The 23,063-nt window shown below is 53.6% G+C and carries 22 protein-coding genes and 1 pseudogene; 18 read left to right on the forward strand and 5 right to left on the reverse strand.

Annotated elements, in window-relative coordinates; translation table 11 throughout:
* Positions 1-50: 50 nt before the first annotated feature.
* Positions 51-650 (reverse strand): 30S ribosomal protein S4, encoded by a 600-nt coding sequence (gene rpsD / locus R70331_RS12480; RefSeq protein WP_042175863.1) that lies wholly within the window; start codon positions 648-650, stop codon positions 51-53.
* A gap of 395 nt (positions 651-1,045) precedes the next feature.
* On the opposite strand from rpsD, the gene R70331_RS12485 reads away from it, so the two are divergent.
* The 5 genes from R70331_RS12485 to R70331_RS12505 all read left to right on the forward strand — a co-directional run bounded on the left by R70331_RS12485 (position 1,046) and on the right by R70331_RS12505 (position 6,036).
* Positions 1,046-3,049, forward strand: a complete 2,004-nt coding sequence (locus tag R70331_RS12485) for a sensor domain-containing diguanylate cyclase (RefSeq protein ID WP_052419039.1) — start codon at positions 1,046-1,048, stop codon at positions 3,047-3,049.
* Positions 3,050-3,166: 117 nt separating this feature from the next.
* Positions 3,167-4,006 carry a hypothetical protein gene (locus tag R70331_RS12490; protein WP_042175866.1) on the forward strand — a complete coding sequence of 280 codons (840 nt, stop codon included), beginning with the start codon at positions 3,167-3,169 and terminating at the stop codon, positions 4,004-4,006.
* Between the two features lie 102 nt (positions 4,007-4,108).
* Positions 4,109-5,224, forward strand: a complete 1,116-nt coding sequence (locus R70331_RS12495) for an aminopeptidase (RefSeq protein ID WP_042175868.1) — start codon at positions 4,109-4,111, stop codon at positions 5,222-5,224.
* 114 nt (positions 5,225-5,338) lie between these two features.
* On the forward strand, positions 5,339-5,584 hold the full coding sequence (locus R70331_RS12500) for an HPr family phosphocarrier protein (protein ID WP_042175870.1): 246 nt from the start codon (positions 5,339-5,341) through the stop codon (positions 5,582-5,584).
* A 149-nt stretch (positions 5,585-5,733) separates the two neighbouring features.
* Positions 5,734-6,036 (forward strand): Fpa/YlaN family protein, encoded by a 303-nt coding sequence (locus tag R70331_RS12505; protein WP_042175873.1) that lies wholly within the window; start codon positions 5,734-5,736, stop codon positions 6,034-6,036.
* Between the two features lie 93 nt (positions 6,037-6,129).
* Here R70331_RS12505 and cax read toward each other — a convergent pair whose 3' ends face one another.
* A complete protein-coding gene (gene cax / locus R70331_RS12510; RefSeq protein ID WP_042175875.1) occupies positions 6,130-7,200 on the reverse strand; it encodes a calcium/proton exchanger in 1,071 nt (356 codons plus the stop codon).
* 152 nt (positions 7,201-7,352) lie between these two features.
* Between cax and R70331_RS12515 the strand changes: the two genes are divergently transcribed.
* The gene (locus tag R70331_RS12515) at positions 7,353-7,718 is read left to right on the forward strand and encodes an Asp23/Gls24 family envelope stress response protein (protein WP_019911482.1); all 366 of its coding nucleotides are present in this window, start codon (positions 7,353-7,355) and stop codon (positions 7,716-7,718) included.
* 70 nt (positions 7,719-7,788) lie between these two features.
* Here the strand turns inward: R70331_RS12515 and ftsW are convergent, their stop codons facing one another.
* On the reverse strand, positions 7,789-9,036 hold the full coding sequence (ftsW, locus tag R70331_RS12520; protein WP_042175877.1) for a putative lipid II flippase FtsW: 1,248 nt from the start codon (positions 9,034-9,036) through the stop codon (positions 7,789-7,791).
* Positions 9,033-9,380 (reverse strand): YugN family protein, encoded by a 348-nt coding sequence (locus R70331_RS12525; RefSeq protein ID WP_042175880.1) that lies wholly within the window; start codon positions 9,378-9,380, stop codon positions 9,033-9,035. Before R70331_RS12525 ends, ftsW begins: the two co-directional genes overlap by 4 nt.
* Positions 9,381-9,556: 176 nt before the next feature.
* Between R70331_RS12525 and R70331_RS12530 the strand changes: the two genes are divergently transcribed.
* The 12 genes and pseudogenes from R70331_RS12530 (at position 9,557) to R70331_RS12580 (ending at position 20,930) form a co-directional block, all read left to right on the forward strand.
* Positions 9,557-10,726, forward strand: coding sequence for an amidohydrolase (locus R70331_RS12530; RefSeq protein WP_042175883.1), 1,170 nt, complete (start codon positions 9,557-9,559; stop codon positions 10,724-10,726).
* A gap of 76 nt (positions 10,727-10,802) precedes the next feature.
* Entirely contained in the window at positions 10,803-11,234 is a 432-nt protein-coding gene (locus R70331_RS12535; RefSeq protein WP_042175886.1) for a CBS domain-containing protein, read from the forward strand.
* A gap of 123 nt (positions 11,235-11,357) precedes the next feature.
* The gene (locus tag R70331_RS12540; RefSeq protein ID WP_042175888.1) at positions 11,358-13,055 is read left to right on the forward strand and encodes a DNA repair helicase XPB; all 1,698 of its coding nucleotides are present in this window, start codon (positions 11,358-11,360) and stop codon (positions 13,053-13,055) included.
* Positions 13,052-14,971: a helicase-associated domain-containing protein gene (locus tag R70331_RS12545; RefSeq protein WP_042175890.1), complete on the forward strand. Its 1,920-nt coding sequence runs from the start codon at positions 13,052-13,054 to the stop codon at positions 14,969-14,971. The genes R70331_RS12540 and R70331_RS12545 overlap by 4 nt, the downstream gene beginning before the upstream one ends.
* Positions 14,972-15,044: 73 nt before the next feature.
* Positions 15,045-15,482 (forward strand): YlbF/YmcA family competence regulator, encoded by a 438-nt coding sequence (locus R70331_RS12550; protein WP_042175891.1) that lies wholly within the window; start codon positions 15,045-15,047, stop codon positions 15,480-15,482.
* Positions 15,483-15,524: 42 nt separating this feature from the next.
* Positions 15,525-15,788: a YlbG family protein gene (locus tag R70331_RS12555; RefSeq protein WP_039872590.1), complete on the forward strand. Its 264-nt coding sequence runs from the start codon at positions 15,525-15,527 to the stop codon at positions 15,786-15,788.
* A 221-nt stretch (positions 15,789-16,009) separates the two neighbouring features.
* The gene (locus tag R70331_RS12560; protein WP_042175892.1) at positions 16,010-16,918 is read left to right on the forward strand and encodes an EAL domain-containing protein; all 909 of its coding nucleotides are present in this window, start codon (positions 16,010-16,012) and stop codon (positions 16,916-16,918) included.
* Entirely contained in the window at positions 16,860-17,888 is a 1,029-nt protein-coding gene (locus tag R70331_RS12565; RefSeq protein WP_231576461.1) for a GGDEF domain-containing protein, read from the forward strand. The genes R70331_RS12560 and R70331_RS12565 overlap by 59 nt, the downstream gene beginning before the upstream one ends.
* 69 nt (positions 17,889-17,957) lie before the next feature.
* Positions 17,958-18,401 carry a hypothetical protein gene (locus R70331_RS12570; RefSeq protein ID WP_442950574.1) on the forward strand — a complete coding sequence of 148 codons (444 nt, stop codon included), beginning with the start codon at positions 17,958-17,960 and terminating at the stop codon, positions 18,399-18,401.
* Between the two features lie 81 nt (positions 18,402-18,482).
* Entirely contained in the window at positions 18,483-19,382 is a 900-nt protein-coding gene (locus R70331_RS12575) for a selenium metabolism-associated LysR family transcriptional regulator (RefSeq protein WP_042175897.1), read from the forward strand.
* Positions 19,383-19,430: 48 nt separating this feature from the next.
* Positions 19,431-19,883: pseudogene (locus R70331_RS32065) on the forward strand (GNAT family N-acetyltransferase); the annotation flags it as partial.
* A gap of 192 nt (positions 19,884-20,075) precedes the next feature.
* On the forward strand, positions 20,076-20,930 hold the full coding sequence (locus R70331_RS12580) for a PHP domain-containing protein (protein WP_231576507.1): 855 nt from the start codon (positions 20,076-20,078) through the stop codon (positions 20,928-20,930).
* A gap of 146 nt (positions 20,931-21,076) precedes the next feature.
* On the opposite strand, the gene R70331_RS12585 is transcribed toward R70331_RS12580, so the two are convergent.
* The gene (locus R70331_RS12585; protein ID WP_042175900.1) at positions 21,077-22,948 is read right to left on the reverse strand and encodes an Rqc2 family fibronectin-binding protein; all 1,872 of its coding nucleotides are present in this window, start codon (positions 22,946-22,948) and stop codon (positions 21,077-21,079) included.
* Positions 22,949-23,063: the final 115 nt, after the last annotated feature.

Raw genomic sequence — 23,063 nt, forward strand, 5'->3', positions numbered from 1 at the left:
AGATGACGCAAAAAAGCCTCCGGGGAACCGGAGGCTTTGATGTATGAATCTTAACGGTTGTAGAACTCGACGATTTGCTTCTCGTCAACTTCTTGGGTCAGCTCAGCGCGTTCTGGCAAACGAACATATTTGCCTTCGAATGCTGCATCAGCATATTCCAGGTAAGCTGGAAGGTGATTGCGGTTTTCCAGAGCTTCCTTGATGGATTTCATGGAACGGCTTCTTTCACGAAGACCGATTACATCGCCAACGCTTACGCGGTAAGAAGCGATATCGACTTTCTTGCCGTTAACGGTTACGTGGCCGTGGGATACCAGCTGACGTGCGCCTGCACGGGAGTTAGCAAATCCAAGACGGTAAACCAGGTTGTCCAGACGGCTTTCGAGCAGGAACATGAAGTTTTCGCCCGCGATACCCTGGATCTTTTGAGCTTTAGTGAAGAGAGTTTTAAACTGCTTTTCACCCAAGCCGTACATGTGACGGAGTTTTTGTTTTTCCAAAAGCTGCATTCCGTAGTTACTTACTTTTCTGCGTTGGTTAGCGCCGTGCTGTCCTGGAGGGAAAGGGCGTTTCAGGTCTTTGCCTGTACCGCTAAGGGAAATGCCCAGACGGCGGCTGAGTTTGAATTTAGGTCCGGTGTAACGTGCCATGTTATAGTAGACTCCTTTATAATTGAAATTTCATGGTAGGGCCTATTTGTGCCGCAACCGTATTCGTGAAAGCGTGTATTTGGTTTCACTCTGTCAGGGAAGTTCAGCCGCTGCCCTGACAGTAACGGGATGCGTGAGGGTGACACAACGTTACGCCCAAGTAAGACTTATTATCAGTCTTGTTCAACAATAAATATTATATGAAAAGAACAGGTAAAGTCAAGCTCTTATTTAATAAGATTTTGTCTATCTTTGTCGTTAGTTCTTTGGTCCTAAAAAAAATCCCGGGTTTTAGGAAAATATAATGCATTACAGCCAGAAAGAGAGTAAAATATAGCTAATTAGATGTTATCGGATAATATTATTTTTAATTTGATGTAAAGGGGATCCAAGTTATGCCGGAACAGGAAGCATACGGTCATAGAGACACACGTATGCTGTTGCAGGACACTATGCAAGCAAGCGGAGAGCCAGGTGATCCCGCCGCATGGCTAAGGGAGACGGATATTGTATCCTATGATTTCCCTTACGCAGGCCAGTTGCTTGCAGAGAGCTTCAGGGAATGGTGCGGGCTGGCTGTACTGCCGTTTGCCCGCTCTTGGGAATGGTGCGTACTGAATTCTAATGGTAAATGGGTTGAAACGGCAGACACAGCTGGTGAACAGGGCAGCCAATGGAAGAAGGAGTGGGAGGCGGCGGCTGCCGGAAGTATGCGCACACGGGAAATCTCCGTGCTCACGGCGGAGAATCCGGAGGGGAATTCCGGTCTCATACTGCTGATGATTCCTGTCTTCACCAGAAGTAAAGGTGAAATATTTGCCCTGCTGGGCTGTGTTATGCCGGAAGAACAATACATACAGGGCGGGCGGCATACGGCAGAAGCAATGGCACTTCATTACCAGACCTGTTTTTACCGCAGGTTTGAATATGTGTTTGTGTCCGATCTGGCAGGGGTCCATCAGCATGCCGAGCGCGAAAGTAACCGGAGGTCGCTGCTGTTCCAGATTGTCCAGCGGATGCACGACAACATCGATGTCAATGCTGTGCTGACAGAGGTCATTGACAGTATTTCGGCAATGTATCCGGGTGCGCGGCTGGAGCTGTTCATGTCGCAGGACCACCGCAGTACCCACCCGCAGGTGAAGCCGCTGCCGCTGTACTGGGATGCGGATAATGTCTGCGCCAAGGCTTTTAAGGACGGGCGTGTGGCACTCCATGCCGGACGGGATACCAATTCTGTGGAAATCGGCTTGCCGCTTGGCGGGAAGCAGGGTGTGTACGGTGTGTTTCATATGATGCTGGACAAGCCTGCTTTTCCCGATGTCGATCTGCGCTTCCTCACGATGGTGGCGGATACTGCAGGGACGGCCTTTGAGAACGCCAAGCTGTACGAGCGTTCCAATCAGCTGATCCGTGAACTGCGGATGATGAGTGAGCTGACCCAGCGGCTGAATCAGAGCCTGCGCCTGGGGGATATTTTTCAGTATGCCAATGAAGAGCTGCTGGAGATGTTTGATGCTGATTACTGCTGTATTCTGCACTTGAATGAAGAAAAAGGGGGGCTTGAGGCAATTGCCTGCAACTACCCTCCGCTGTGCGGGGAGATTATTGATACGGGCAAGGGATTGGGCGGGAAAGTGTATGGTACAGGAGAACCGCTTATTTTATCGGAGTACAGCAGTGCGGAAGGCATCCATTCAAGGCTAATGTCAGCAACGCAGTCGCAATCGGCGATTGCAACACCGCTTAATGTGGGCGGCGAGATACGGGGAGCCATAATGCTGACCCACCGGGAGCCGCATTTCTTCTCTTATGACAGCTTCCGTCTGCTGCAGGCTATGGCCGGCCATATCGGGCTGGCTGTCGGCAATGCACGCCTGCATGCAGAGGTGCGTTATCTGGCGAACCGGGACAGTCTGACCGGGCTGTATGCCCGCCATTATCTCGACGAGGAGATTAAAGAGCGGCAGACCAAGGACTTCTGCGGATCGCTTGTTGTAGTCGATATCGACCAGTTCAAGATGGTTAACGACACCTACGGCCACCAGAAGGGCGACAAAATTTTAAAGCAGGTCAGTGAGATCGTGAAGTCTTCCATCCGCCAAGGTGATATTGCGGCAAGATGGGGCGGAGAGGAGCTGGCAGTCTATCTTCCGCAGCTTGGCGTCCAGCAGGCCCTATACGTGGCAGAACGGATACGCAAACGGGTTATGGGTGAGACGGAGCCTCGTGTAACGGTATCCTGCGGGATTGCTGAATGGAGCTGGACAGATGACCGGGTTAGCGTCGAATCCCTTTTTTACAGGGCTGATATGGCACTGTACGAAGCAAAGAACAACGGCCGTAACCAGGTCATCATTGACAGTAAAAATACGGATATCAGTGTAAAGAATCCTTAGGCGCAGGCCGAGCGGATTCTTTTTTTGTTTGCATGAAACATACGTATAAGCGCACGGGTAAAGGAGAACCTATATAGATTGAAATTGAAAATATAACAAAAGGGATGTCTTTCATATATGAAGATGATTAAAACGGCTCTGTTAACAGCTATCTTGCTGCTCAGCGGCTGCAGTCTTGGAGACGGCAGGCCGGCAGCGGAGGATCTCGATCTGGCTCTGGCCGGTATGGACGGCAGGGATGCTGTATCCTTTGAAGGTTCCGCTGCGCTTCTCGTTGCCGGCAAGCCGGTGGAAGAATCCGCGTTATATTACGGAGGCAAGCTGCAGGATCATAACCGGGTCAGTCTGTATTCCCTGCTGCCAGACGGGAAGGGAGGGCCGGAGGCTGCAGCAGGACAGAGGCTGCAGCAGCTTGAACAGAGCGGGACGGCAGGCTCCACCTATTATACCAGCCTGGTGAAAAAGGACGGAGAATGGAAGCCGCATCAGCCGGCCGCTCTGCAGGAAGGCGCCGGAACGCTCGCGGCACTAAATCCTCTTCGCCAGCTGGAAGAGCTGCAGGAGAAGGATAAGGAGGTAACCGAGGAGGCGGGCTCTGCCGGAGGCAGCCGGGTGCTGCGGGTCAGACTCAGCTCGGCAGCCGCCAAACAGCAGCTGGTGCAGCAGCTGGAGCAGGAAATGCAAGCCGTCCGCCCCGGGACTTCAGATGCGGGTTATGCGGCACAGCCGGCTGAGGTCAGGTCAGCGATGAATAATTTATGGCTGCGGAAGAGCGGGGAGCTTAAGCAGAAGCTGGACAAGGCTGAAGTGACGTCTGTCTATTTTTTGAAGGTGGACACAAGACGGAATTTGCCCAAGCGTTTAACCTGGACGCGTACTGTCCGTTATCCGGGAGCGTCCGGTACTTCTGCCGAGGAGGCCTTTGTGACCAAGGTTGATTTTTACGGGTATCAATAAAAGGGTGAAGAACGACCTGACATAAAGCCTTGCGCTGGGTAGAGGGCGTGCTACAATAGAACGGTATGCCAATTTTTATGTAAGAGGAAGGAAGAGAGCAGGATGAAGGATCCAAGAATTCAAAAGCTGGCGGCAAACCTTGTGGGTTATTCCGTAGACGTGCAGCCGGGCGAAAATGTGCTGGTCGAAATGATCGGCAGCGAAAGAGATTTGATTAAGGCGGTTGTGGAGGAGGTCGGTAAAGCCGGAGGTAACGCTTTTGTCCAGCTGACAGACCGTACCGTCCTGCGCAGTATGCTTAAATATGCAACCCCGGAAGGGATTAAGACCTGGGCTGAGATTGACCTGAACCGCATGAAGCAGATGGATTGCTATATCGGCATCCGTGCCGGCGAGAATGTCAACGATCTGGCTGATGTGCCGGAAGAAAATATGAAGCTCTACAACTCCCTGTATTCACATCCGGTACATAGCGAGCAGCGGGTTAAGCACACCAAATGGGTAGTTCTCCGTTATCCTAACGCGAGCATGGCTCAGCTGGCCAACACTACTACCGAAGCTTTTGAAGATTTCTACTTTGAGGTATGTAACCTGGATTACGCCAAAATGGACAAGGCCCAGGATGCGCTTGCCGGTCTTATGCGGAAAACAGACAAGGTGCGCATCACAGGTCCCGGAACAGAGCTTTCCTTCTCCATTAAGGGAATCGGTGCAGAGAAATGCTCAGGCCAGAAAAATATTCCTGACGGCGAAGTTTACAGTGCTCCTGTCCGTGATTCCGTCAATGGTACAATTAGCTATAATGCAGCGACTCTGTATAATGGAATCACTTTTGAAAATGTGAAATTCCGCTTCGAAAACGGCAAAATTGTCGAGGCAACCAGCAATGATACCGCACGTCTTAACGAAATTCTTGACTCTGATGATGGTGCGCGCCATATCGGAGAATTTGCTATTGGCTTCAACCCTTATATTCTGCATCCGATGAAGGACATCCTGTTCGATGAAAAAATTGCAGGCAGCCTGCATTTCACACCGGGTCAGGCGTACGATGTGACCGATAACGGCAACCGTTCTTCAATTCACTGGGACCTCGTGCTGATTCAGCGTCCGGAATACGGCGGCGGCGAGATTTATTTTGATGATGTGCTGATCCGCAAGGACGGTATTTTTGTGATTCCGGAACTTACAGGTCTGAACCCGGAAAATCTGAAATAAAATGTAATCAAAAGAAAACATCTTGCGTGAGTAAGCGGATTCAAGGTATCATGGAATTGGTTACAAATGAACAAGCGTACTAAGTTTTTCTAATCAAGTTGCGGAGGGATTCCTATGTCCAGTACCAATGCGGCAATCGTGGATATTGCCCAAACGGCAAGCCAGTTCAACTCATCTATCGTTCTTCAGGCGGACAACAAGTACATTGACGTTAAGAGCATCCTCGGGTTGTTTACAACTCTGGTTTCCAGTCAAAGCTACGAACTTCATGTACATGGCACCGATGCCGAAGAAGCAAAAAAAGCGATGAGCGAAGTATTTTCCAAACATGGTCTGAATTTTACTGTTGTTGCTGAGTAATCGGGCAACCTCAAAGACGTCCTGCCGGGAACGGCGGGGCGTTTTTTTGCTTGCTGCAAACTGAATTCTTGTATTGGCTCTCAATTTCGACTAATATTAAATTAAATAGCATTAATAGCTGTAACTTTTGGACATGGGGGGGATAATGCATGACTTCATCGGATTTGCAGGAACAGCTTAATCTCAAAGCAATTACTCTTCTACACGAAGATGCCGATAAAATTCAGAAGCTCATCGAAGTGCAGATGGAGAATCTGGCGACTCGTTACTGCCCTCTCTATGAGGAAGTGCTGGATACCCAGATGTACGGCTTTTCAAGAGAGGTCGATTTTGCGGTCAGAGCAGGGCTTGTGCCTGAGTTCACGGGCAAGCAGGTACTGAGTGAGCTGGAACGCAATTTGGCTGTGCTGTACGAGGCGTTGAATAAGAAAGCCAACGAACGCGAGAACTAAGCGACCGCCTGTACTGATCATAAAAACGCACATGAGGGACTAAAGACCGCTCATGTGCGTTTTTTGTTGCGGTGAGAGAGTGGAGAAACAAGTCTATACCAGATAGAAGGACACGCCCAGTATTAAATACACCGCCAGCAGCAGTAAGCCTTCATACCAGTTGGTTGCACCATCCTGTATAATAGACTTGGCAATAAACACAGAGACGGCGATCGCAACAATTTCTATGGTCGTAAAGACAATATCCATTGTATTACCCATGAAATAGCTGGCGAAAATCAGGACAGGCGCCACGAACAGGGCGATCTGCAGACTGCTGCCGACGGCGATCTCCACTGCGGCGCCCATTTTGTTCTTCATCGCCAGCATGATCGCCGCGCTATGCTCGGCTGCATTACCGATGATCGCGACAAGGAAGGCGCCGACGAACAGCTCGCTGAAGCCGAAGCGCTCAGTCAGGGTCTCAAGTGTGCCTACCAGCCACTCACTGACAAAAGCGACCATGACTGTTGCCAGAATCAGATAAAAGATGGACTTGCCCTTGGACCAGACAGGCGCATGCTCGTTAGGCAGTTCCTCGGCGGAGTCATCCGTTACATCAGCCAGATATTTTTTGTGCGTAATCATGGAGAAGACCAGCCAGGCCATATAAGCGGCAATCAGCAGTCCGGCCACAACGAGGCTGAGCACATCGGTGTCCCGCTCGGTGATGGAATGGGTGTTGAAGAACATGGCCGGGACAAACAGGGCGATGACCGCCACGATCATCAGCGAGCCGTTGAGCCCTGCGAGGGTAACATTGAAATTCTGGATTTTGAACTTCATTCCGCCTGCAAAAATACTTAGGCCCAGTACCAGCAGCAGGTTGCCGATAATGGATCCGGTCAGGCTTGCCTTGACCATGTCGAACAGACCTTCCTTTACGAGGAAAAAGGCGATGATCAGTTCAGCGGCATTTCCGAAGGTGGCATTAAGAAAGCCCCCCAGCCGCTGTCCGGCATAGTGGGCCACACTTTCGGTTGCCCTGCCGAGAAAGCCGGCCACAAAAACAACCGCAATCGCGGATAATACGAACTGCAGTGTGTGGTCCCAGTTCGCGTAGTGTCCGATCGCGCTTAAGATAAAGGTGATTATCAGCAGCGCCGGAGAAATCCATTTTTTCAAGGTAAACGCACCCCGGTTTCTGTATGTAGGTTAAATTCATATTCAATATACCCAACTTGATCCGGTGTGTAAACGGGTGTTGCAGAAGTCATTTGCTTTTTAGCCTGTTTTCGAATTACAATAATTGATAATGAGTGTAGGGGGGATATGGCATGGCGGAACAACTTCAACTTGAAATGGGAAACATACGGATATCGAATGACGTCGTCTCTAAAATTGCCGGTTTGGCGGCATTGGAGACTCCGGGCATAGCAGCCATGTCGGGCGGCTTGTCTGAAGGCTGGGCGAAGCGCCTAAGCGGCAAGAATGTGCAGAAGGGTGTTACCGTAGAAGTCGGGCAGCTTGAAGCCGCAGTGGATCTGCGCATTATCGTACTGTACGAGACGCCGATCCATGAGGTCTGCCGGATGCTTCAGCAGAATGTACGCGAGGCTGTAGAGAGTATGACCGGTCTTCATATTGTGGAAGTGAATGTTAAGGTTGAAGGCGTTGCCTTCAAAAACGACGAAATTTCATAAGCGTAATCAAAAAGGCAGTCCGGAATTATTTCCGGACTGCCTTTTTATAGCTGGTGCGTACATCTGCCCGTTAGCGGCTGGCGCGTACCTGCCGCACGGTAGTGACTGATTTGGTGACCTCTTCTTTGGCCGGGCGGTTCGTTTCTCGGGAGATGCTGAGCATAATGCCCATACAGAACATCGTAACGACCAGAGAGGAGCCGCCGTAACTGATAAAGGGCAGTGTAACCCCTGTAAGCGGGATCGTCTTGGTAACCCCGCCAATGTTGACAAAGGCCTGTATGGCAATCAGGCCCATGACCCCGACGCCGACGAGTGTACCAAAAGGATCGGTGCACCTGAGGGCTATCATGATTCCCCTCCAGATAAAGTACAGATAGACCAGCAGGAAGATGGCTGTGCCGATAAAGCCGAGCTCCTCACCGATAACGGCGAAGATAAAGTCCGTATAAGGATAGGGCAGATAATGAAGTTTTTGGATACTCTGTCCGAAGCCTGCCCCGCTGGTCCCGCCTTCTCCCAATGCCATCAGCGACTGGATCATATTATAGCCTCCGTCCTGGGCATCCTGGAACGGGTCAAGAAATGCTGAAATGCGGTCCATTTTGTAATTATTATCGGCAGCCACAGTAGCTGTCTGCGGTGACAGGGAGTCGATGGCAGTCTTGGCACCCATGACAATACCCACGCCGAGCACGAGCAGTGCGATCGAGGCGATAATATGCTTCATGCTGGCGCCGCCGGCATAAATGACAAGTCCGCTTGTTGCTACAAGGATAAGGCAGGAGCCCAAATCCGGCTGCATCATGATAAGACCGGCGACAATACCTACGATTATCATTACCGGGATATAGCCTGTGCGTAAATCCCGCAGCCGCTCGCCCTTTTTGGTAATCAGTGCAGACAGATAGAGAATGATCGAGATTTTGGCCAGCTCCGTGGGCTGGATGCCGAGCCCGCCGATATTGAACCAGCTCTTAGCGCCGTTGGTGCGCTCAGCGAAGGCGACGAGCAGCAACAGAACGAGCGTAAGTAAAAAGATCGGGGCATACCATTTCTTGAATTTGCTGTAGTGAATGTTCATCACAGTGAACATGACGATACTGCCGACCACTACCCATTGAATCTGTTTTTTAATGAAGTATAAAGGATCATTGCCGAATAATGAACTGGCCAGTGTCAGGCTGGAGCTGGAGCTGAACACCATGACGAGCCCGAATCCGACCAGGACCAGAGTCAGAATGAGCAGCTGGAAATCTGGTGTTCCTCTTTTAGGGAGACTGGCTTTTTGTTTGGGTTTTCCTTTTACGGTATTCAAGCTTCAAGCAGTCCTTTCAGCTCAAGAATGCGCTGTGCTGCGGTGTCGAGTACAGGCTGGGGGACCGGTGAGTCATACTCCAGGCCATGGGGAAAGGTGGCCTTGCCCAGGTAGACGGCTTCAATAGCCAGCACGGCATCGGGCTTCTCCAGCTTGCCTTCGACAGCGCGTGTGTTGACCCGCAGGAAGTATTCGCCGCCGCTCTGCCGGTCCTCGATCTTGCAGTCGTAAGTGGCGCGGGAGTACTCCCACTGCCAGCGGATAAACCCGGCCTTGGCCGCACTTTCGTCCAGATACTGAAGATCGCTTTGCAGTCCTACGAGGCCAGTGTTCTCAAATATCATAGCGCACATATCCCCCTTATGAAGTATAATGATCATTTCGCTAGTGTCATTATAGATGTTCTACCTCATGATAGTATGTTTCCGGGGGTTGCGCAAGGTAAGCGGGGCTTAGCCATACACAGTTTTTTGCGTTTCTGCTACAATGTAAAAATACGTGAGAAGGGAATGGAACCGTAATGGACAAAAGAGAGATTGACCGGCTGCTTCCGGAGATGGTGGAATGGCGCCGCCATTTGCACCGTCACCCGGAGCCGTCCTATCAGGAGAAGGAAACCTCCGCATTTGTAGCCGCGAAGCTGGAGTCATTCGGTATTGAAGTGAAGCGCAGCAAGGCCGGCTACGGACTGACCGGAGTTATAAAAGGCAGCCGGCCGGGGAAGACGGTAGTGCTGCGTGCTGATATGGATGCACTGCATATCACCGAGGAAAGCGGCAGCGAATATGCTTCGCAGAATCCGGGAATCATGCATGCCTGCGGGCATGACGGGCATACGGCGATGCTGCTTGGAGCTGCGGCCTATTACAGTGCCCGCCGGGACGGGCTGCAGGGTGAGCTGCGCTTTCTGTTCCAGCCGGCGGAGGAGATCTGTCCGGGCGGAGCGAAGGATATGATTGCAGAAGGCGTGCTGGAAGGCGCCGATGCCGTCTACGGCCTGCATCTGTGGACACCGCTGCCGGTGGGTACCGTTGGGAGTGCACCGGGGCCGCTTATGGCCTCGGCGGACGAGTTCTTCATTGATATTACCGGCAAGGGCGGGCACGGCGGGATGCCGCACCGTACTGTGGACAGCATTGTTGCCGCAGCCGCGCTGGTTACGCAGCTGCAGACTATTGTCAGCCGGAGCGTTGATCCGCTGCAGCCTGCTGTTCTGAGTATCGGAACGATTCAGGGCGGGACAGCACAGAACATTATCGCGGAGCGCTGCCGGATAACGGGGACTGTGCGGGCTTTTGATGAGGAGACGCGTTATGCAATCCGCAGAAGAATCGAAGAGATGGCGGCAGCGGTTGCTGCGGTCTACGGGGCGGAAGCGCAGGTGGATTACCTGATGGGCTATCCGCCGCTGGTTAATGATGAGGCGGAATTCCGCCGGTTTTTCCGGGTTGCTCCCGAAGCGCTTGGAGATATGGTGCAGGTCATTCAGATGGAGAAGATTATGCCCGCTGAAGACTTTGCTTATTACGTGAAGGAGATTCCCGGCTGCTTTATCTTTGTAGGCGCCGGAAATGCGGACAAGAATGCCGTGTATCCGCATCATCACAGCAAGTTTGATTTTGACGAGGATGCCATGCTGCACGGTGCCACGCTGCTGGTGGCGCTCGCTGACTCCTGTTTGAATGAATAATTGCACTTATGATGCATAATTAGCCAGGATTGGGGGAACCTACTTCCGTATATTACGGAGGACAGGAGGTTCCGACTTGAAGACAGTAAGAGAAGTGATGACAGAGCAGCCTGCAGCGGTTACGCTGCTGGATAACGTCTATGAGGTTGCCGTCAAAATGAGAGACTATGACACCGGGTTCATTCCGGTGATTGATTCAGAGTCAGGCAACAGGCTCATCGGTGTAATTACGGACCGGGACCTTGTGCTGAGAGGGTATGCGCAGAAGCATCCGGGCTCCACTGCTGTGGAGACTGTGATGAGCAAGCAGGTTGTTTCCGTTGAGCAGTCTGCGACTGTAGATGAAGCAGCTGAGCTTATGGCTTCACGTCAGATCCGCCGCCTGCCGGTAACCCGCAACGGGCAGCTGATTGGCGTTGTGTCGCTGGGTGATCTGGCAGCAAAGGATCTTTTTGCGGACGAAGCTGGAGAGGCGCTGAGTGAGATATCCCAGCACCGGCTGCATTGAATACGTTACAGGATGAGCTCATAGCCGCTGAATTGCGGGCATGGGCTTTTTCCTGTTGGGCCTGTGCTTGCAATCAGGCACGACAGGCAGCTGATCCGTTATAAACAGACAGGAGGAGAGCAAATGAACGGAACAGGGGCATGTATAGCCCGTAAAGACAAGACTGTGCTGCTGGAATGCGGACACCCGGGATTCGGGGCTGCGGGAATGGAGCTTGCAGATTACGCCGAGCTTGTAAAAAGCCTCCCGGCCTATCACACCTACCGGATCACTCCGCTGTCATTGTGGAACGCCGCTGCCGGAGGGATGACCGCTGAAGAGATTATTGCCAGTCTGCAGCGCCTGGCGCGCTGGGGGGTTCCAGCCGGGCTGGAAGAAGAAATCCGCAAGCTGGTCATGCGGTACGGAAGACTTACGCTGCATGCTCATACAGCTGACAGCCGGCTGGTGGTGCTGCGCGCCGACAGCCCGGCGCTGCTTGATGAGCTGGAGGGCCTTTCCGGGCTGGACAGGCTGAAGCTGAGCAGAGCAGGAGAGCTGGAATGCGCTTGTCCGGCAGTCTCCCGAGGGCTATTAAAACAGGAGCTGACCCGGCTAGGTTACCCGGTCCTTGATTACGCTGGCTACCGCGAGGGTCAGGGACTGAGTCTTGCATGGATTAGCGGGGAGCCGGAGGGTGACGGCGGAAATGCTGCCTCCTTCGGGCTGCGGGCATACCAGCAGGAAGCGGTCCGCTTATTTTACGGGACGGGCGGCAGCGGAGTTGTTGTTCTTCCTTGCGGGGCAGGTAAGACAGTCGTAGGGCTCGCTGCAATGGAGAAGCTGCAGTGTGAAACGCTGATCCTTACCTCCAATACAACCTCTGTGGTGCAATGGCGGGAGGAGCTGCTGCAGCGGACCACCCTGCAGAACGGGCAAATCGGGGAATACACCGGTGAACGCCGGGAGGTCCGGCCCGTTACGCTGACAACCTATCAAATGCTGACACACCGGCGGTCGAAGGAAGAAGAGTTTGTCCACATGGATCTGTTCAATGAGCGGAACTGGGGGCTGATTATCTATGACGAGGTTCATCTGCTCCCGGCACCGGTCTTCCGGGCTACCGCCGATATCCAGGCGACGCGGCGCCTGGGGCTGACTGCAACGCTAATCCGGGAGGACGGCCGCGAGGGGGATGTCTTCTCGCTGATCGGGCCGCGCTGCTATGAGCTGCCCTGGAGATCGCTGGAAAGGCAGGGGTGGATCGCCGCTGTGGAATGCGTGGAGCTGGTCGTGCCGATGGATAACGCTCTGCGCAGCAGATATCTGTATGCCGGGGGCAAAGAGCAGTTCCGGCTGGCTGCCGGTAATCCGTCCAAGGCAGAGGCGGCAGCAAAGATTATCAAGGAGCATAACGGGGCAAAGGTGCTGGTGATCGGCCAATACCTGGATCAGCTGGAGGCGCTGGCTGGCTGCCTGAATGCACCGCTAATCACCGGAAAAACACCGCAGCGTGAGCGCAACGCGCTGTATGAGGCCTTTAATGAGGGGGAGCTAAAGGTGCTGGTGGTATCCAAGGTGGCCAACTTTGCCGTCAATCTGCCGGACGCTTCCGTTGCGATTGAAGTATCGGGTGCATATGGCTCCCGGCAGGAGGAGGCGCAGCGGCTGGGGCGGATTCTCCGGCCCAAGCAAGGAGAGAACAGGGCGTATTTCTATACGCTTGTCACCGGAGACAGCCGTGAACAGGAGTTTGCCCTGCGCCGGCGCCTGTTCCTGACGGAGCAGGGCTATGAATATGCGGTCAGGACAGCCGGCCCGCCGGAGGAGGCTTGGCGATGATGAATAAGCTTAGTCCTTATTCCATTGAGGTGCTGCAGCGCATCTGCGCGGCATATGCGGACAGGGCGTTTCCCGTAGAGAAGGCGGAACAGCTGCGGCCTGAAGCGCTTTGCCGTGCTGAGCTTCAACTGGTTGTACAGGAGCTGCGCCGGGCCGGGCTGCTGGAGCTGCGCCAGAGAATCTGGGGCGAGCAGCTGTACCAGATTCCCCCGCAGCAGCTGGCAGCTATACAGCAGGAATGCTTCAGCTTCCGGCCTGAACCGCTATTTGGCAGCAGTGTATCGGCAACAGGGCCGGCTGAGGCCGGACTGGCTGCACAACTGTTTCGCGCGCTGGTATTTATGCGGGAGGAAGGGCTTCCGTTAACAGCCAAAGGAGGCATTCACAAAAAGCATGCAGGCAGACTGGCAGGCCTGCTGCCGGTGCAGGATAAGCATCTGTACTGCCTCGTCCCGAAAGCTTCTGCAGATGAGACGGGTTCGATTAAGGTTACTGTGCTGCTGGATATAATGCTTGCGCTGGGTCTGGCAGAACGCGGGGAGACTGCTTACCGGCTGGCAGAAGAGAAGGTGAAGAGCTGGCTTGACCATAGCGAACTGCAGATGACAGGAATTCTGTACAATATGATTCTCAGCCGTTATGCTGCTGCTGAGCCGGCGCAGCAGCATTTCCGGTATCTGCTCACTTCCGGCGCTTTCATTCGGGGCAGCTGGTATGTTCTCGATGATATTCTGGAGTTATTGCAGCAGTCGGGCCTGTCCGCAGACCATAATGCCGAATCGCTGAAGCCGGGCTGTCTGGCCTGGCTTCATTGCATGGCCGGCTTCGGCTGGTGTGAAACGGGAACGGCTGATAACGGAGAAGACTGCTTCCGCTGGATGATGGACAAGCCGGTGCTGCCGGCCAGGCAGCAGGACACGGATGCAAGACACAGTGCCGCCGCAGACCTGCCCGAAGACGGGCATGACACCGGCAGAGCCGGGGGCGGCTTTATTGTACAGCCGGATTTGGAGGTGCTGGTCCCGCCGGATGTCTCCTACAGGCTGCGCTGGGGGCTCGCAGGCTGCGCTGAGCTGCTGAGCACCGATGACGGGCTGTGGAGCTTCCGTCTTAGCCGCGGGAAGCTGGAGGCGGCGGCTGAGCGCGGCTTGCCGCCGGAAGCAGTGACGGGCTGGCTTGCCGGCCATGCCGCAGGCGGGCTGCCTGATCAGGTCAGGCAGTCTCTTGTACAGTGGTCACGCACCATTGGCCGGACCTCTTGGTCAGAGGTTCTTCTGTTAACCTGCCAGGGTAACAGAGACGCTGACGACATTGCCGCACATCCGCGGCTGGGGGACAGCCTGACCCGGATCGGGCCGCTGCATTTCATTGTGCAGCAAGGCAGCGCGGATCTGGTGCGCAGGGAGCTGACCGCAGCGGGTCTGGCGCCGCCCAGGCTGTCCGGCGGAAGCGTGCCGGGAGATGCACTGCAGCCGTTTGAGCTTCCGGATGATGACGTCCCGGCTCAGAGTGAGGCCTACGACCTTCCAGCACTGGAAATGACGCGAGGCCTGCTTGGCAACACCGCTGTGCTCCGGACCGTTCCTCTTGCGGCTGCTGAAGCAGTTGAAGCGCTGCTCCCCGGAGCAGACGGTGTACCGCAGATGTGGCTGCGGGAATCGAGGGAATACCATATCACTACAGCGCAAAAGGTAATGGAGCAGGCTTACCGGTGGGGTATTAAGGTCCGCTTATCAGTAGAGGGGCAAAGCTGTGATTTCATCCCGGAGCAGCTGCGCGGTAATCCGTGGAGGGCAGCCGGCTGGCTGATGACTGCCGGAACTAACCAGTATGAGGCAGCGGAGCTGGCACCGGGCGACTGGAAGGAAATGAAGCTGCTTCTTCCGGAACAGCACAGAAATTCCTCTTCTGCTTAGGTGACCGGTTATGTTATGATAGGGTAGTCTACATTTTGCTGTAGAATATTAGTATAGAAAAGAGTTGAAGTTCATGAGCGTAGCGGAATTGAATACGGTTGATATGGCCGAAGTGCTGACATACGCCTATGAATTAGGCGACATGATTAATCAATCCGCCGAAGTGTCGGATTATTTATACTGGAAGGGGCGCGTCAGCGCCAATCCGGAAATTCAGATTATAGTCAGACGGCTGCAGAGCAAGAAGGAGCTGTTCGAAGAGACACAGCGGTTCGGGCATTTTCATCCCAACTACCATATGGCCAAGGATGAAGTAACAGCAGTAGAGATGGAGCTTGAGCAGTTCGAGGAGGTCGCCCGCTTCAAGCAGGCGGAGGCGACGCTGGACGATATTTTGCATTCCATGTCTGAAGCGATTGCATTCTCGGTATCGGAGAGCATCAAGGTTCCGAGTAATGACCCGTCGCCAAAGGGCGGCTGCGGCAGCGGAGGCAAATGCTCCTGCGGATAAGGTGCCGCTTGCAGGGGAGAGAACGAAAGGGCGGATGAGCTTATGTTTGCAGAACGGACAGGATATATCGTATGGGTCAGCGATGTCAAAGCGGCACGCAACCTGGAGAAATACGGAACACTGCATTATGTATCGCGCAGGATGCATTATGCGGTAATGTACGTCAATGCGGAACGTGCCGAAGAAGTAATGAAGAACGTCCGCAGGCTCTCATATGTGCGTAAGATTGAAAGATCCTACCGCAATGAGCTGAAGACGGAATATACCAGTAACGGGCAGGACAAGTCCCGTTATTACGGATTGTAGAATGAATAGCAGATTTGAAGCAGGCGCTCAGGCGCCTGTTTTTTTGTCATAGAGGATTTATATGTTTTGCGGTTCCGCGTTGTAGATTTATTGTGATCCGGTTGAAAAAAAGCAGCCGGTTGTCGATATTTGGCAGGAGATTTAATCGCCTCTTAATATTTGGCGTATATGCTTGTGCTAAGAGTGATAAAATTCACGAAGACAGGCATACAGGTGATCAAATGAGCAAAGAGTGGGCACTGGCCCAAAAAATAAAACAAATTCCCCGGTATCTTCAGCATTTAAATGTCAGATTAAAAGGGGAACTGCAGGAGCTCGGCCAATTATCAGCATTACTGGATATTATGAATAATGAACGTCTCGATACCTATTTTCAGCCGATTCTGCAGCTGCGCTCCGGGATTACCGTTGCACATGAGGTGCTTAACCGTCCCCCGTCCTCTGTACACTTTCCCACGACCGAGCAATTCTACGAATTTGCCGGGCGGACGGATCAGATGTTCCGCTTTGAGCAGAACTGCCGGCGGATGTCGCTGCAGCGGTATATGGAACGGCTGTCTGCGGAGGGACGTGCAAGCGGTACGCTGGTTTTTGTCAACGTCCATCCCGGGATGCTGAATGACTCCCGCCATAAGAGCGGGGAGACGCTGGCCCTGCTGCAGTCACTGGGGCTGTCACCGGAGCGTGTCGTGTTCGAGCTGACTGAACGTCAGGCGGTCCAGGATTATGTCGGATTTGAAAAGGTGCTCTCCCACTATCGGGAGCAGGGCTTCCGCATTGCGGTTGACGATGCAGGGTCCGGCTACAACAGCCTCAAAACGCTCGTCTACCTGAAGCCTGAATTTATCAAGCTGGATAAGTCGCTGATCCGCGGTATTGAGTGCTGCCGGGAGCAGCAGGAGCTGCTGGAGCTGATCCGGGAATATGCTGCAAGGTCATCTACCAAGGTAATCGCTGAGGGAATCGAAACTGCGGAGGAACTGAAATATTTACAGAGAGCAGGCATCGAGTTCGGCCAGGGGTATGCGCTGGGCAGGCCGGAGCAGCTTCCGGTCCAGGGGCGTTGTCCGGTTGAGCCCATCAAAGCTGCTGGAAGGGGAGTCTATGGCTATGTTTCTTCAAATCGGTGAAATTGCGGAGCAAATCCCGGAGATTTCCCCGCAGCATAAATGCGAGTATGTGGATCAGATTTTTAAAGGCAATCCCAGGCTGCAGGGGGTATGTGTAACAGAGAACGGGCAGGCGGTGGCCCTGATCATGCGTATCCGCTTTTATCAGCAGATCGGGACGCTGTACGGCTACACGCTGTATATGGGCAGGGCTGTGGAGCTGGTTATGGACCGCAATCCGCTTGTGGTCGATTATAAGACACAGATTACAGAGGTCAGCCGGCTGGCGATGGACCGCAGCGAGGAGAACCTGTACGATTATGTGCTGGTCCTGCATGAGGGGCATTTGTTCGGAGCGGTGAGCGTGCGTGATCTGTTGCTTAATTTTGCCGAAATCCAGGCGGTGGCTGCCAGCTTTCTCAACCCGCTTACCGGCCTTCCGGGGAATCTGAGTATTAATGAATGGATGGTAAAATCACTGCTGCAGGAGCAGTTCAGTGTGTTATACATAGATCTTGATCATTTCAAGGCTTACAACGATACGTACGGATTTAAAGAAGGCGACCGGCTGATTCAGGCGGCTGCGGAAATATTGAAGCATTGCGCTCTGCAGCTGGAGGGCTTTTTAGGGCATATTGGCGGGGACGACTTCATTATTTTCATTAGCGATTATCAGTTTGAGGACTGCTGCCGGGCAATAATCGGTGAATTTGATAAGGTTATAAAAGAGTTCTATCATCCGGGCCATCTGGCGCAGCAATTTGTACTGGCGGAGAGCCGGTCGGGCGGTATGGAAAAAATCCCGCTGGTCTCTATTTCCGTTGCGGTAGTGACTAACCGTTTCCGCCAGTTCGTTACGATTGAGGCATTGTCCGAAGAAGCGGCGCGGCTCAAAAAGAAATGCAAGAAGATCAAAGGCAGCAGCTATGTAGATGATTCAGACCTGGCGGTTAGCCAAGGACAGGCAGCTCAGCCGGAGCGGTATGCTTGAACAAGCTGCGTCAATGCGGTAAGATTGACAACAATAAGATCGTGCCCTAGACCCTTCCGGTGGAGAGTGATGATGATGCATGGCAAAGGGCTTGACTGGTGGGGGGCGTACGAGCCTTTCCACATCATGCTGAATGACTACAGGGTCGCAGATATCGTTGTAACCAGCCATGCGCAGAGCCGGTATGCAGACCGGGTCAGCAGGGAAGGGGAGGCCGGTGGTGAGGTCGCCGCCTTCCTCTGGCAGAGCCTGAAGCAGAACCGGATTAAGCCTTATCAACAGAGTAAATACAACGCCTATCTGATTGATGAGGATACCGTGGTGATTGCAGAGTTCAAGGAGCTTGAAGGCGTCACCAGCCTGTCCGGCCGGCCGCTCTATATCATGGTGATTGTATCCTTTCTGGGGCGGATCTCGGCGACCCCGCAGCTGCGTGATCTGCAGGGCTACTATTCCCGATTGCGGAATACCCGCCGCATGAAGCTGATGAAGAAGCGCCGCAGACGCAAATAAGGTACAGCAGTTTATCCAGGGAAGGCATGCGGCTTAGGCTGCATGCCTTTTTTGGAATTAGAATGAAGGAGTCCTGAATACATGAATTTTCATCAGCTGCATATTTTTTATACGGTATCCGAACAAGGGAGCTTCTCTGCTGCAGCCCAGCGGCTGCATATGACCCAGCCGGCGGTTACGATGCAGGTGCAGTCGCTGGAGGATTATTTCGGCACCAAGCTGTTCGACCGCTCCAGTAAAAAGATCGTGCTTTCGGAAGCCGGCCAGGTATTGCTGCCGTATGCGAGGCGGAGTATCCAGCTGATCCGCGAGGCGGATCAGGCTATGACGGCTTTTACGCACATGCTTGAGGGGCGGCTGCAGCTCGGGGCAAGCCTGACGATCGGTGAATATGTGCTGCCGCGCATGCTCGGACCCTTCGGCAAAGAGTATCCGAACATTTCTATTACCATGAAAGTTATGAATACTTCGCAGATTATAGAGGAGATTCATAAGCATCAGCTGGATTTCGGGCTGGTTGAAGCACAGGTAACCCACCCGGCAATGGTGCTGGAGCCGGTGATGGGCGACGAGCTGAAGCTGATTGTACCTTGGGAGCACCCGCTTGCTGAACAGGAAGAGGTTACTTTGGAGGAAGCGCTGCAATACCCGTTCGTCCTGAGGGAGCAGGGGTCGGGTACACGGATTGTAATGGAGGAGCAGCTGCTCAACAAAGGACTAGACCCGGGAGCCATGAGAATCGTCATGGAGCTGGGCAGCACCGGTGCTGTAAAATCGGCAGTGGAAGCCGGATTGGGCATCACGATCATCTCAACCTCATCGGTCAAGCATGAAGTAGCACTGGGTCTGCTGAAGGTTATTGATATCGCTGATGCATCTTTTAAAAGACAGTTCTACGCCATTCATCTGAAGTCAACGCTGCTGCCGATCCCGGCAGTCACCTTCCTGAATTATCTGCGTGAGCATAAGGATGACCGTTAGGGCCGGTACCGGCTTCTAGATAAGACATAGAGAGCGGGGGATTAGGGCATGGCTGTACGGATACAAGGGAACAGAGTGAATCTGCGTGATCTGGCTGAAGATGATCTCCGGATCATCTATTATCACTACTTTGAAGCGGAGGACCGGGAGTTTCAGAAATGGGACGGTCCTTATTACCCTACAGAAGTTGAGAGCTATGATCAATTTGCCAAAGGTTACTTGGGAGTGCTGGCGGTTACCCGTACGGACAATCCGCGGTCCCGGCTGGTTATTGAGATAGACGGTGAGCTTAAAGGTACGGTGAACTGGTACTGGGTATCGGAAGAAACGAACTGGCTCGAAATCGGAATTACCATCTTCGATTCCCGTTATTGGTCAGGCGGCTACGGAACCGAAGCCCTCAAAATGTGGATGCAATATCTGTTTGACTCGCTGAGTACTGTCCGCCTTGGCATTGCCACCTGGTCGGGCAACACCCGGATGATGGGGCTGGCTGCCAAATGCGGCATGACACTGGAGGGGCAGATCCGCAGAGCACGGATTGTCTGCGGCGAATATTACGATGCAATCAAGATGGGTATTCTCCGTGAAGAATGGGAGAGTAGGGTCTCATCGCAACAATTGAACAGCGGGGTGGCAGAGATAAACAGCCAGCAGAATGATAACACGGTTAAAGAAACCGGCAGTACCGGGCTGCAGGGGCGTGCCGACCTGCATACGCATACCCAGGCTTCGGACGGCATGCAGCCGCCGGCCGAGAATGTGCGGATCGCCTTTGATAAAGGGCTGGCGGCTGTAGCTATAACGGATCATGATACCGTAAGCGGCGTCGCGGCAGCTTTGGAGGCCGGACGGACATACGGCATTACCGTCGTACCCGGCGTAGAGATCAGTACCCGGGCGGAAGGAAAAGAGATTCATGTGCTTGGCTATTATATTGACTTTGAAGAGGAGAGGTTCCTCTCCAGGCTTGCAGCCCAGCGGGATACCCGGGCTGCCCGGAACGAGGCGATCCTGGCCCGGCTGCGTGAGCTTGGTATCGATATTACACTGGAACAGGTCGTTAAGAACCTTGGCCGTGATTTGAAGCCGGATGAGAGCATCGGCCGGCCGCACATTGCTGATGAGCTGGTCCGGCTCGGGGCAGCTTCCGATATGCGCGATGCGTTTGACAAATACCTTGCCGACGGAGCGGCTGCTTACGTATCGCCGCCGCGGATTACGCCGGAGGAGGCTTGTGAATGGATTCTTGAAGCAGGAGGAGCTCCGGTGCTGGCCCATCCCGGCATCTACGGCGATGATAAGCTGGTACGGGGAATTATTGCCCGCAGCGGACTGCGCGGCATTGAAGCGTATCACTCAGATCACAGCCCGGCAGATGCTGCGCGGTATCTTGCGATGGCAGAAGAATACGGCCTGCTGGTTACCGGCGGTTCCGACTTTCACGGTGCGCGCCAGGGGGTTGTTTTCCATGGTGATCTGGGCAGTGTGAACGTGTCTGCTGATATACTCGAACAGCTGCGTGATGCTGCACTCGGGAACCAGTAATACCAGAACAGCAGGCGGTAAGGCATGAAGGCAAGGCTTCTCTATGAATCTGGCAGCGCTCTAGTATCCAGGGAGACGGAATAACATATAAACGCCGTACTGCAGGACAGGGAATCACGTCTGCGGTACGGCGTTTTTTGTGGTTTCTAACTGCGAAGCGTATTCGGCAATGCTTTAATCCGTTCCTCATCCGGTGTGACGAACAGCGTTTTCTGATGATCATAGATGACGAAGCCGGGCTTCGCGCCGCTTGGCTTACGCACATGGCGGATCAGTGTGCAGTCAACCGGAACACTGCTGGATTGCTTGGCCTGGCTGTAAAAAGCCGCCAGTTGAGCAGCTTCCTCCAAAGTGGCATCCCCGAACGCTTCGCTGCGGATAACGACATGCGAGCCGGGAATATCCTTGGTATGCAGCCAGGTGTCATTGGGTGAGGCCAAGCGGTTTGTAACATATTCGTTTTGCAGGTTGTTTTTGCCGACGTAAATATCAATGCCCTCTGATGAGGTGTAGACCTGGATAGTCGGCCGGGCAGACTTCTTTTTCTTTTTACCCTTCTTGCTTCGGTCGCGCAGGTAGCCCTGGCTGACCAGCTCATCGCGGATCTCCTCAATATCGTTAAGCGAGGCGTGTGCAAGCTGCTGCAGGAGTGTCTCCATATAGGTGATTTCCTCGCGCGTCTTACCCCGCTGCTCTTCTATGACAAGCAGGCTGTTCTTGTACTTATTATATTTCTTGAAATAACGCTGCGCATTGTCCGATGGTGTTATCAGCGGATCCAGCGGAATCGTAATTTCCGCCTGGTTGTCATCGTAATAATTCACCAGTCTGGCTTCCTTATCGCCTTTGGAAAGAGTATGCAGGGAAGCAAACAGCAGCTCTCCCCAGATCCGGTACTGGTCGGCATCGTCCGCTTCCTCCAGATCCTTCTGAAGCTTGGCCAGCTTCTTCACATTTTTACTGCGCTCGTTAGTGAGGAAGCGGATCAGGTCAGAGACCCGTTGCTTGACTGTATCGCGCTCCGCTTTGTCTCCATAGTACTCCTCAAGGCAGCTGCTGATAGAGCCGTAGTTCCGCACCTCTCCGCCCAGTACAGTCAGCGCAATGGCAGAGAAAACCGGCTTGCCTTTGGCGTTGTTCCCGGAAACCGGAGCGAACGCAAACTCCCCGACTGGCGTCATTACAGATTCAAAAGCTGCCCACAGCTGTGCCGGCGCCTCCGTGCTCTGCGGATTATACTCCTTGCCTGCCCTATGCAGAATTTCTCCGGCGATCAGCGGGCTTAAGCCGCTGAAGGCATGTACCATCCAGCCCATGGGATCTGCTGAGGGTGCAGGGCCGCCGCTTCCGTCTTTCACCGGTTCTTCCAGCGAGCGCAGCAGATTGGCAAGCTCCCCTTCGATCATGTCTTCAGGCTCCTGCTCTTCTTCGCTTCCGTCCAGCAGAGCTGATTCCTCGGCAGCGGCCATCAGGGCAATGAATGCCTCCTGATCCACGGCCAGCGGATTCAGCTTGTGCTGCTGCGGCGGCTCGGTGTAGGCGGCTCCGGGCATGACAACCCGGTAGCTGCTGATCGACGGGGTGACATGATGAATCCCGTCAATAATCGTCCCGGCGGTAAGATCAGTTAGAATAATGTTGCTATGACGGCCCATCAGCTCGATAATCAGCTGCTTCGCTGATACATCGCCAAGCTCGTCGCGGGTCCGGATATTGATGTGGATGATCCGTTCCATGCCGACCTGGGTAATGCTCTCAATCATACCGCCCTCACAGTGCTTGCGCATCAGCATACAGAACATCGGCGCTTCCGCCGGATTGATGCTGCTCCGCTCGCTCAGATGCAGGCGGGGATAGGTCGGATTGGCCGATAGCAGCAGCTTGCCGCCGCCTCCGGCCCCGCGCAGGATAAATATAAGATCGTGGGTGCTGGGCTGATATATTTTGCCGATGCGCGCACCTATAAAGGCTTGAAGCTCGTGCACGATCGCTCTGGTAACAATTCCGTCTAATGCCATGATAAAAGCTCTCCTGTCGCTAAATGATAATGTTCTTCTTCCTATGATGCCATACTTTAACACATTCACGCAAAAGGAGAAGCAGACAGGCAGTGATATTTTGGGACGACCATGA

The organism is Paenibacillus sp. FSL R7-0331, assembly GCF_000758645.1.
GTDB classification, from domain to species: domain Bacteria; phylum Bacillota; class Bacilli; order Paenibacillales; family Paenibacillaceae; genus Paenibacillus_AQ; species Paenibacillus_AQ camerounensis.

Coding starts and splice junctions, on each gene's coding strand:
- rpsD (WP_042175863.1), bottom strand. CDS start 650: ATGGCACGTTACACCGGACCTAAATTCAAACTCAGCCGCCGTCTGGGC.
- R70331_RS12540 (WP_042175888.1), top strand. CDS start 11,358: ATGAACGGAACAGGGGCATGTATAGCCCGTAAAGACAAGACTGTGCTG.
- R70331_RS12570 (WP_442950574.1), top strand. CDS start 17,958: ATGATGATGCATGGCAAAGGGCTTGACTGGTGGGGGGCGTACGAGCCT.
- R70331_RS12555 (WP_039872590.1), top strand. CDS start 15,525: ATGTTTGCAGAACGGACAGGATATATCGTATGGGTCAGCGATGTCAAA.
- R70331_RS12545 (WP_042175890.1), top strand. CDS start 13,052: ATGATGAATAAGCTTAGTCCTTATTCCATTGAGGTGCTGCAGCGCATC.
- R70331_RS12490 (WP_042175866.1), top strand. CDS start 3,167: ATGAAGATGATTAAAACGGCTCTGTTAACAGCTATCTTGCTGCTCAGC.
- R70331_RS12575 (WP_042175897.1), top strand. CDS start 18,483: ATGAATTTTCATCAGCTGCATATTTTTTATACGGTATCCGAACAAGGG.
- R70331_RS12505 (WP_042175873.1), top strand. CDS start 5,734: ATGACTTCATCGGATTTGCAGGAACAGCTTAATCTCAAAGCAATTACT.
- R70331_RS12500 (WP_042175870.1), top strand. CDS start 5,339: ATGTCCAGTACCAATGCGGCAATCGTGGATATTGCCCAAACGGCAAGC.
- R70331_RS12485 (WP_052419039.1), top strand. CDS start 1,046: ATGCCGGAACAGGAAGCATACGGTCATAGAGACACACGTATGCTGTTG.
- R70331_RS12560 (WP_042175892.1), top strand. CDS start 16,010: ATGAGCAAAGAGTGGGCACTGGCCCAAAAAATAAAACAAATTCCCCGG.
- R70331_RS12515 (WP_019911482.1), top strand. CDS start 7,353: ATGGCGGAACAACTTCAACTTGAAATGGGAAACATACGGATATCGAAT.
- R70331_RS12530 (WP_042175883.1), top strand. CDS start 9,557: ATGGACAAAAGAGAGATTGACCGGCTGCTTCCGGAGATGGTGGAATGG.
- R70331_RS12495 (WP_042175868.1), top strand. CDS start 4,109: ATGAAGGATCCAAGAATTCAAAAGCTGGCGGCAAACCTTGTGGGTTAT.
- R70331_RS12585 (WP_042175900.1), bottom strand. CDS start 22,948: ATGGCATTAGACGGAATTGTTACCAGAGCGATCGTGCACGAGCTTCAA.
- R70331_RS12550 (WP_042175891.1), top strand. CDS start 15,045: ATGAGCGTAGCGGAATTGAATACGGTTGATATGGCCGAAGTGCTGACA.
- R70331_RS12525 (WP_042175880.1), bottom strand. CDS start 9,380: ATGATATTTGAGAACACTGGCCTCGTAGGACTGCAAAGCGATCTTCAG.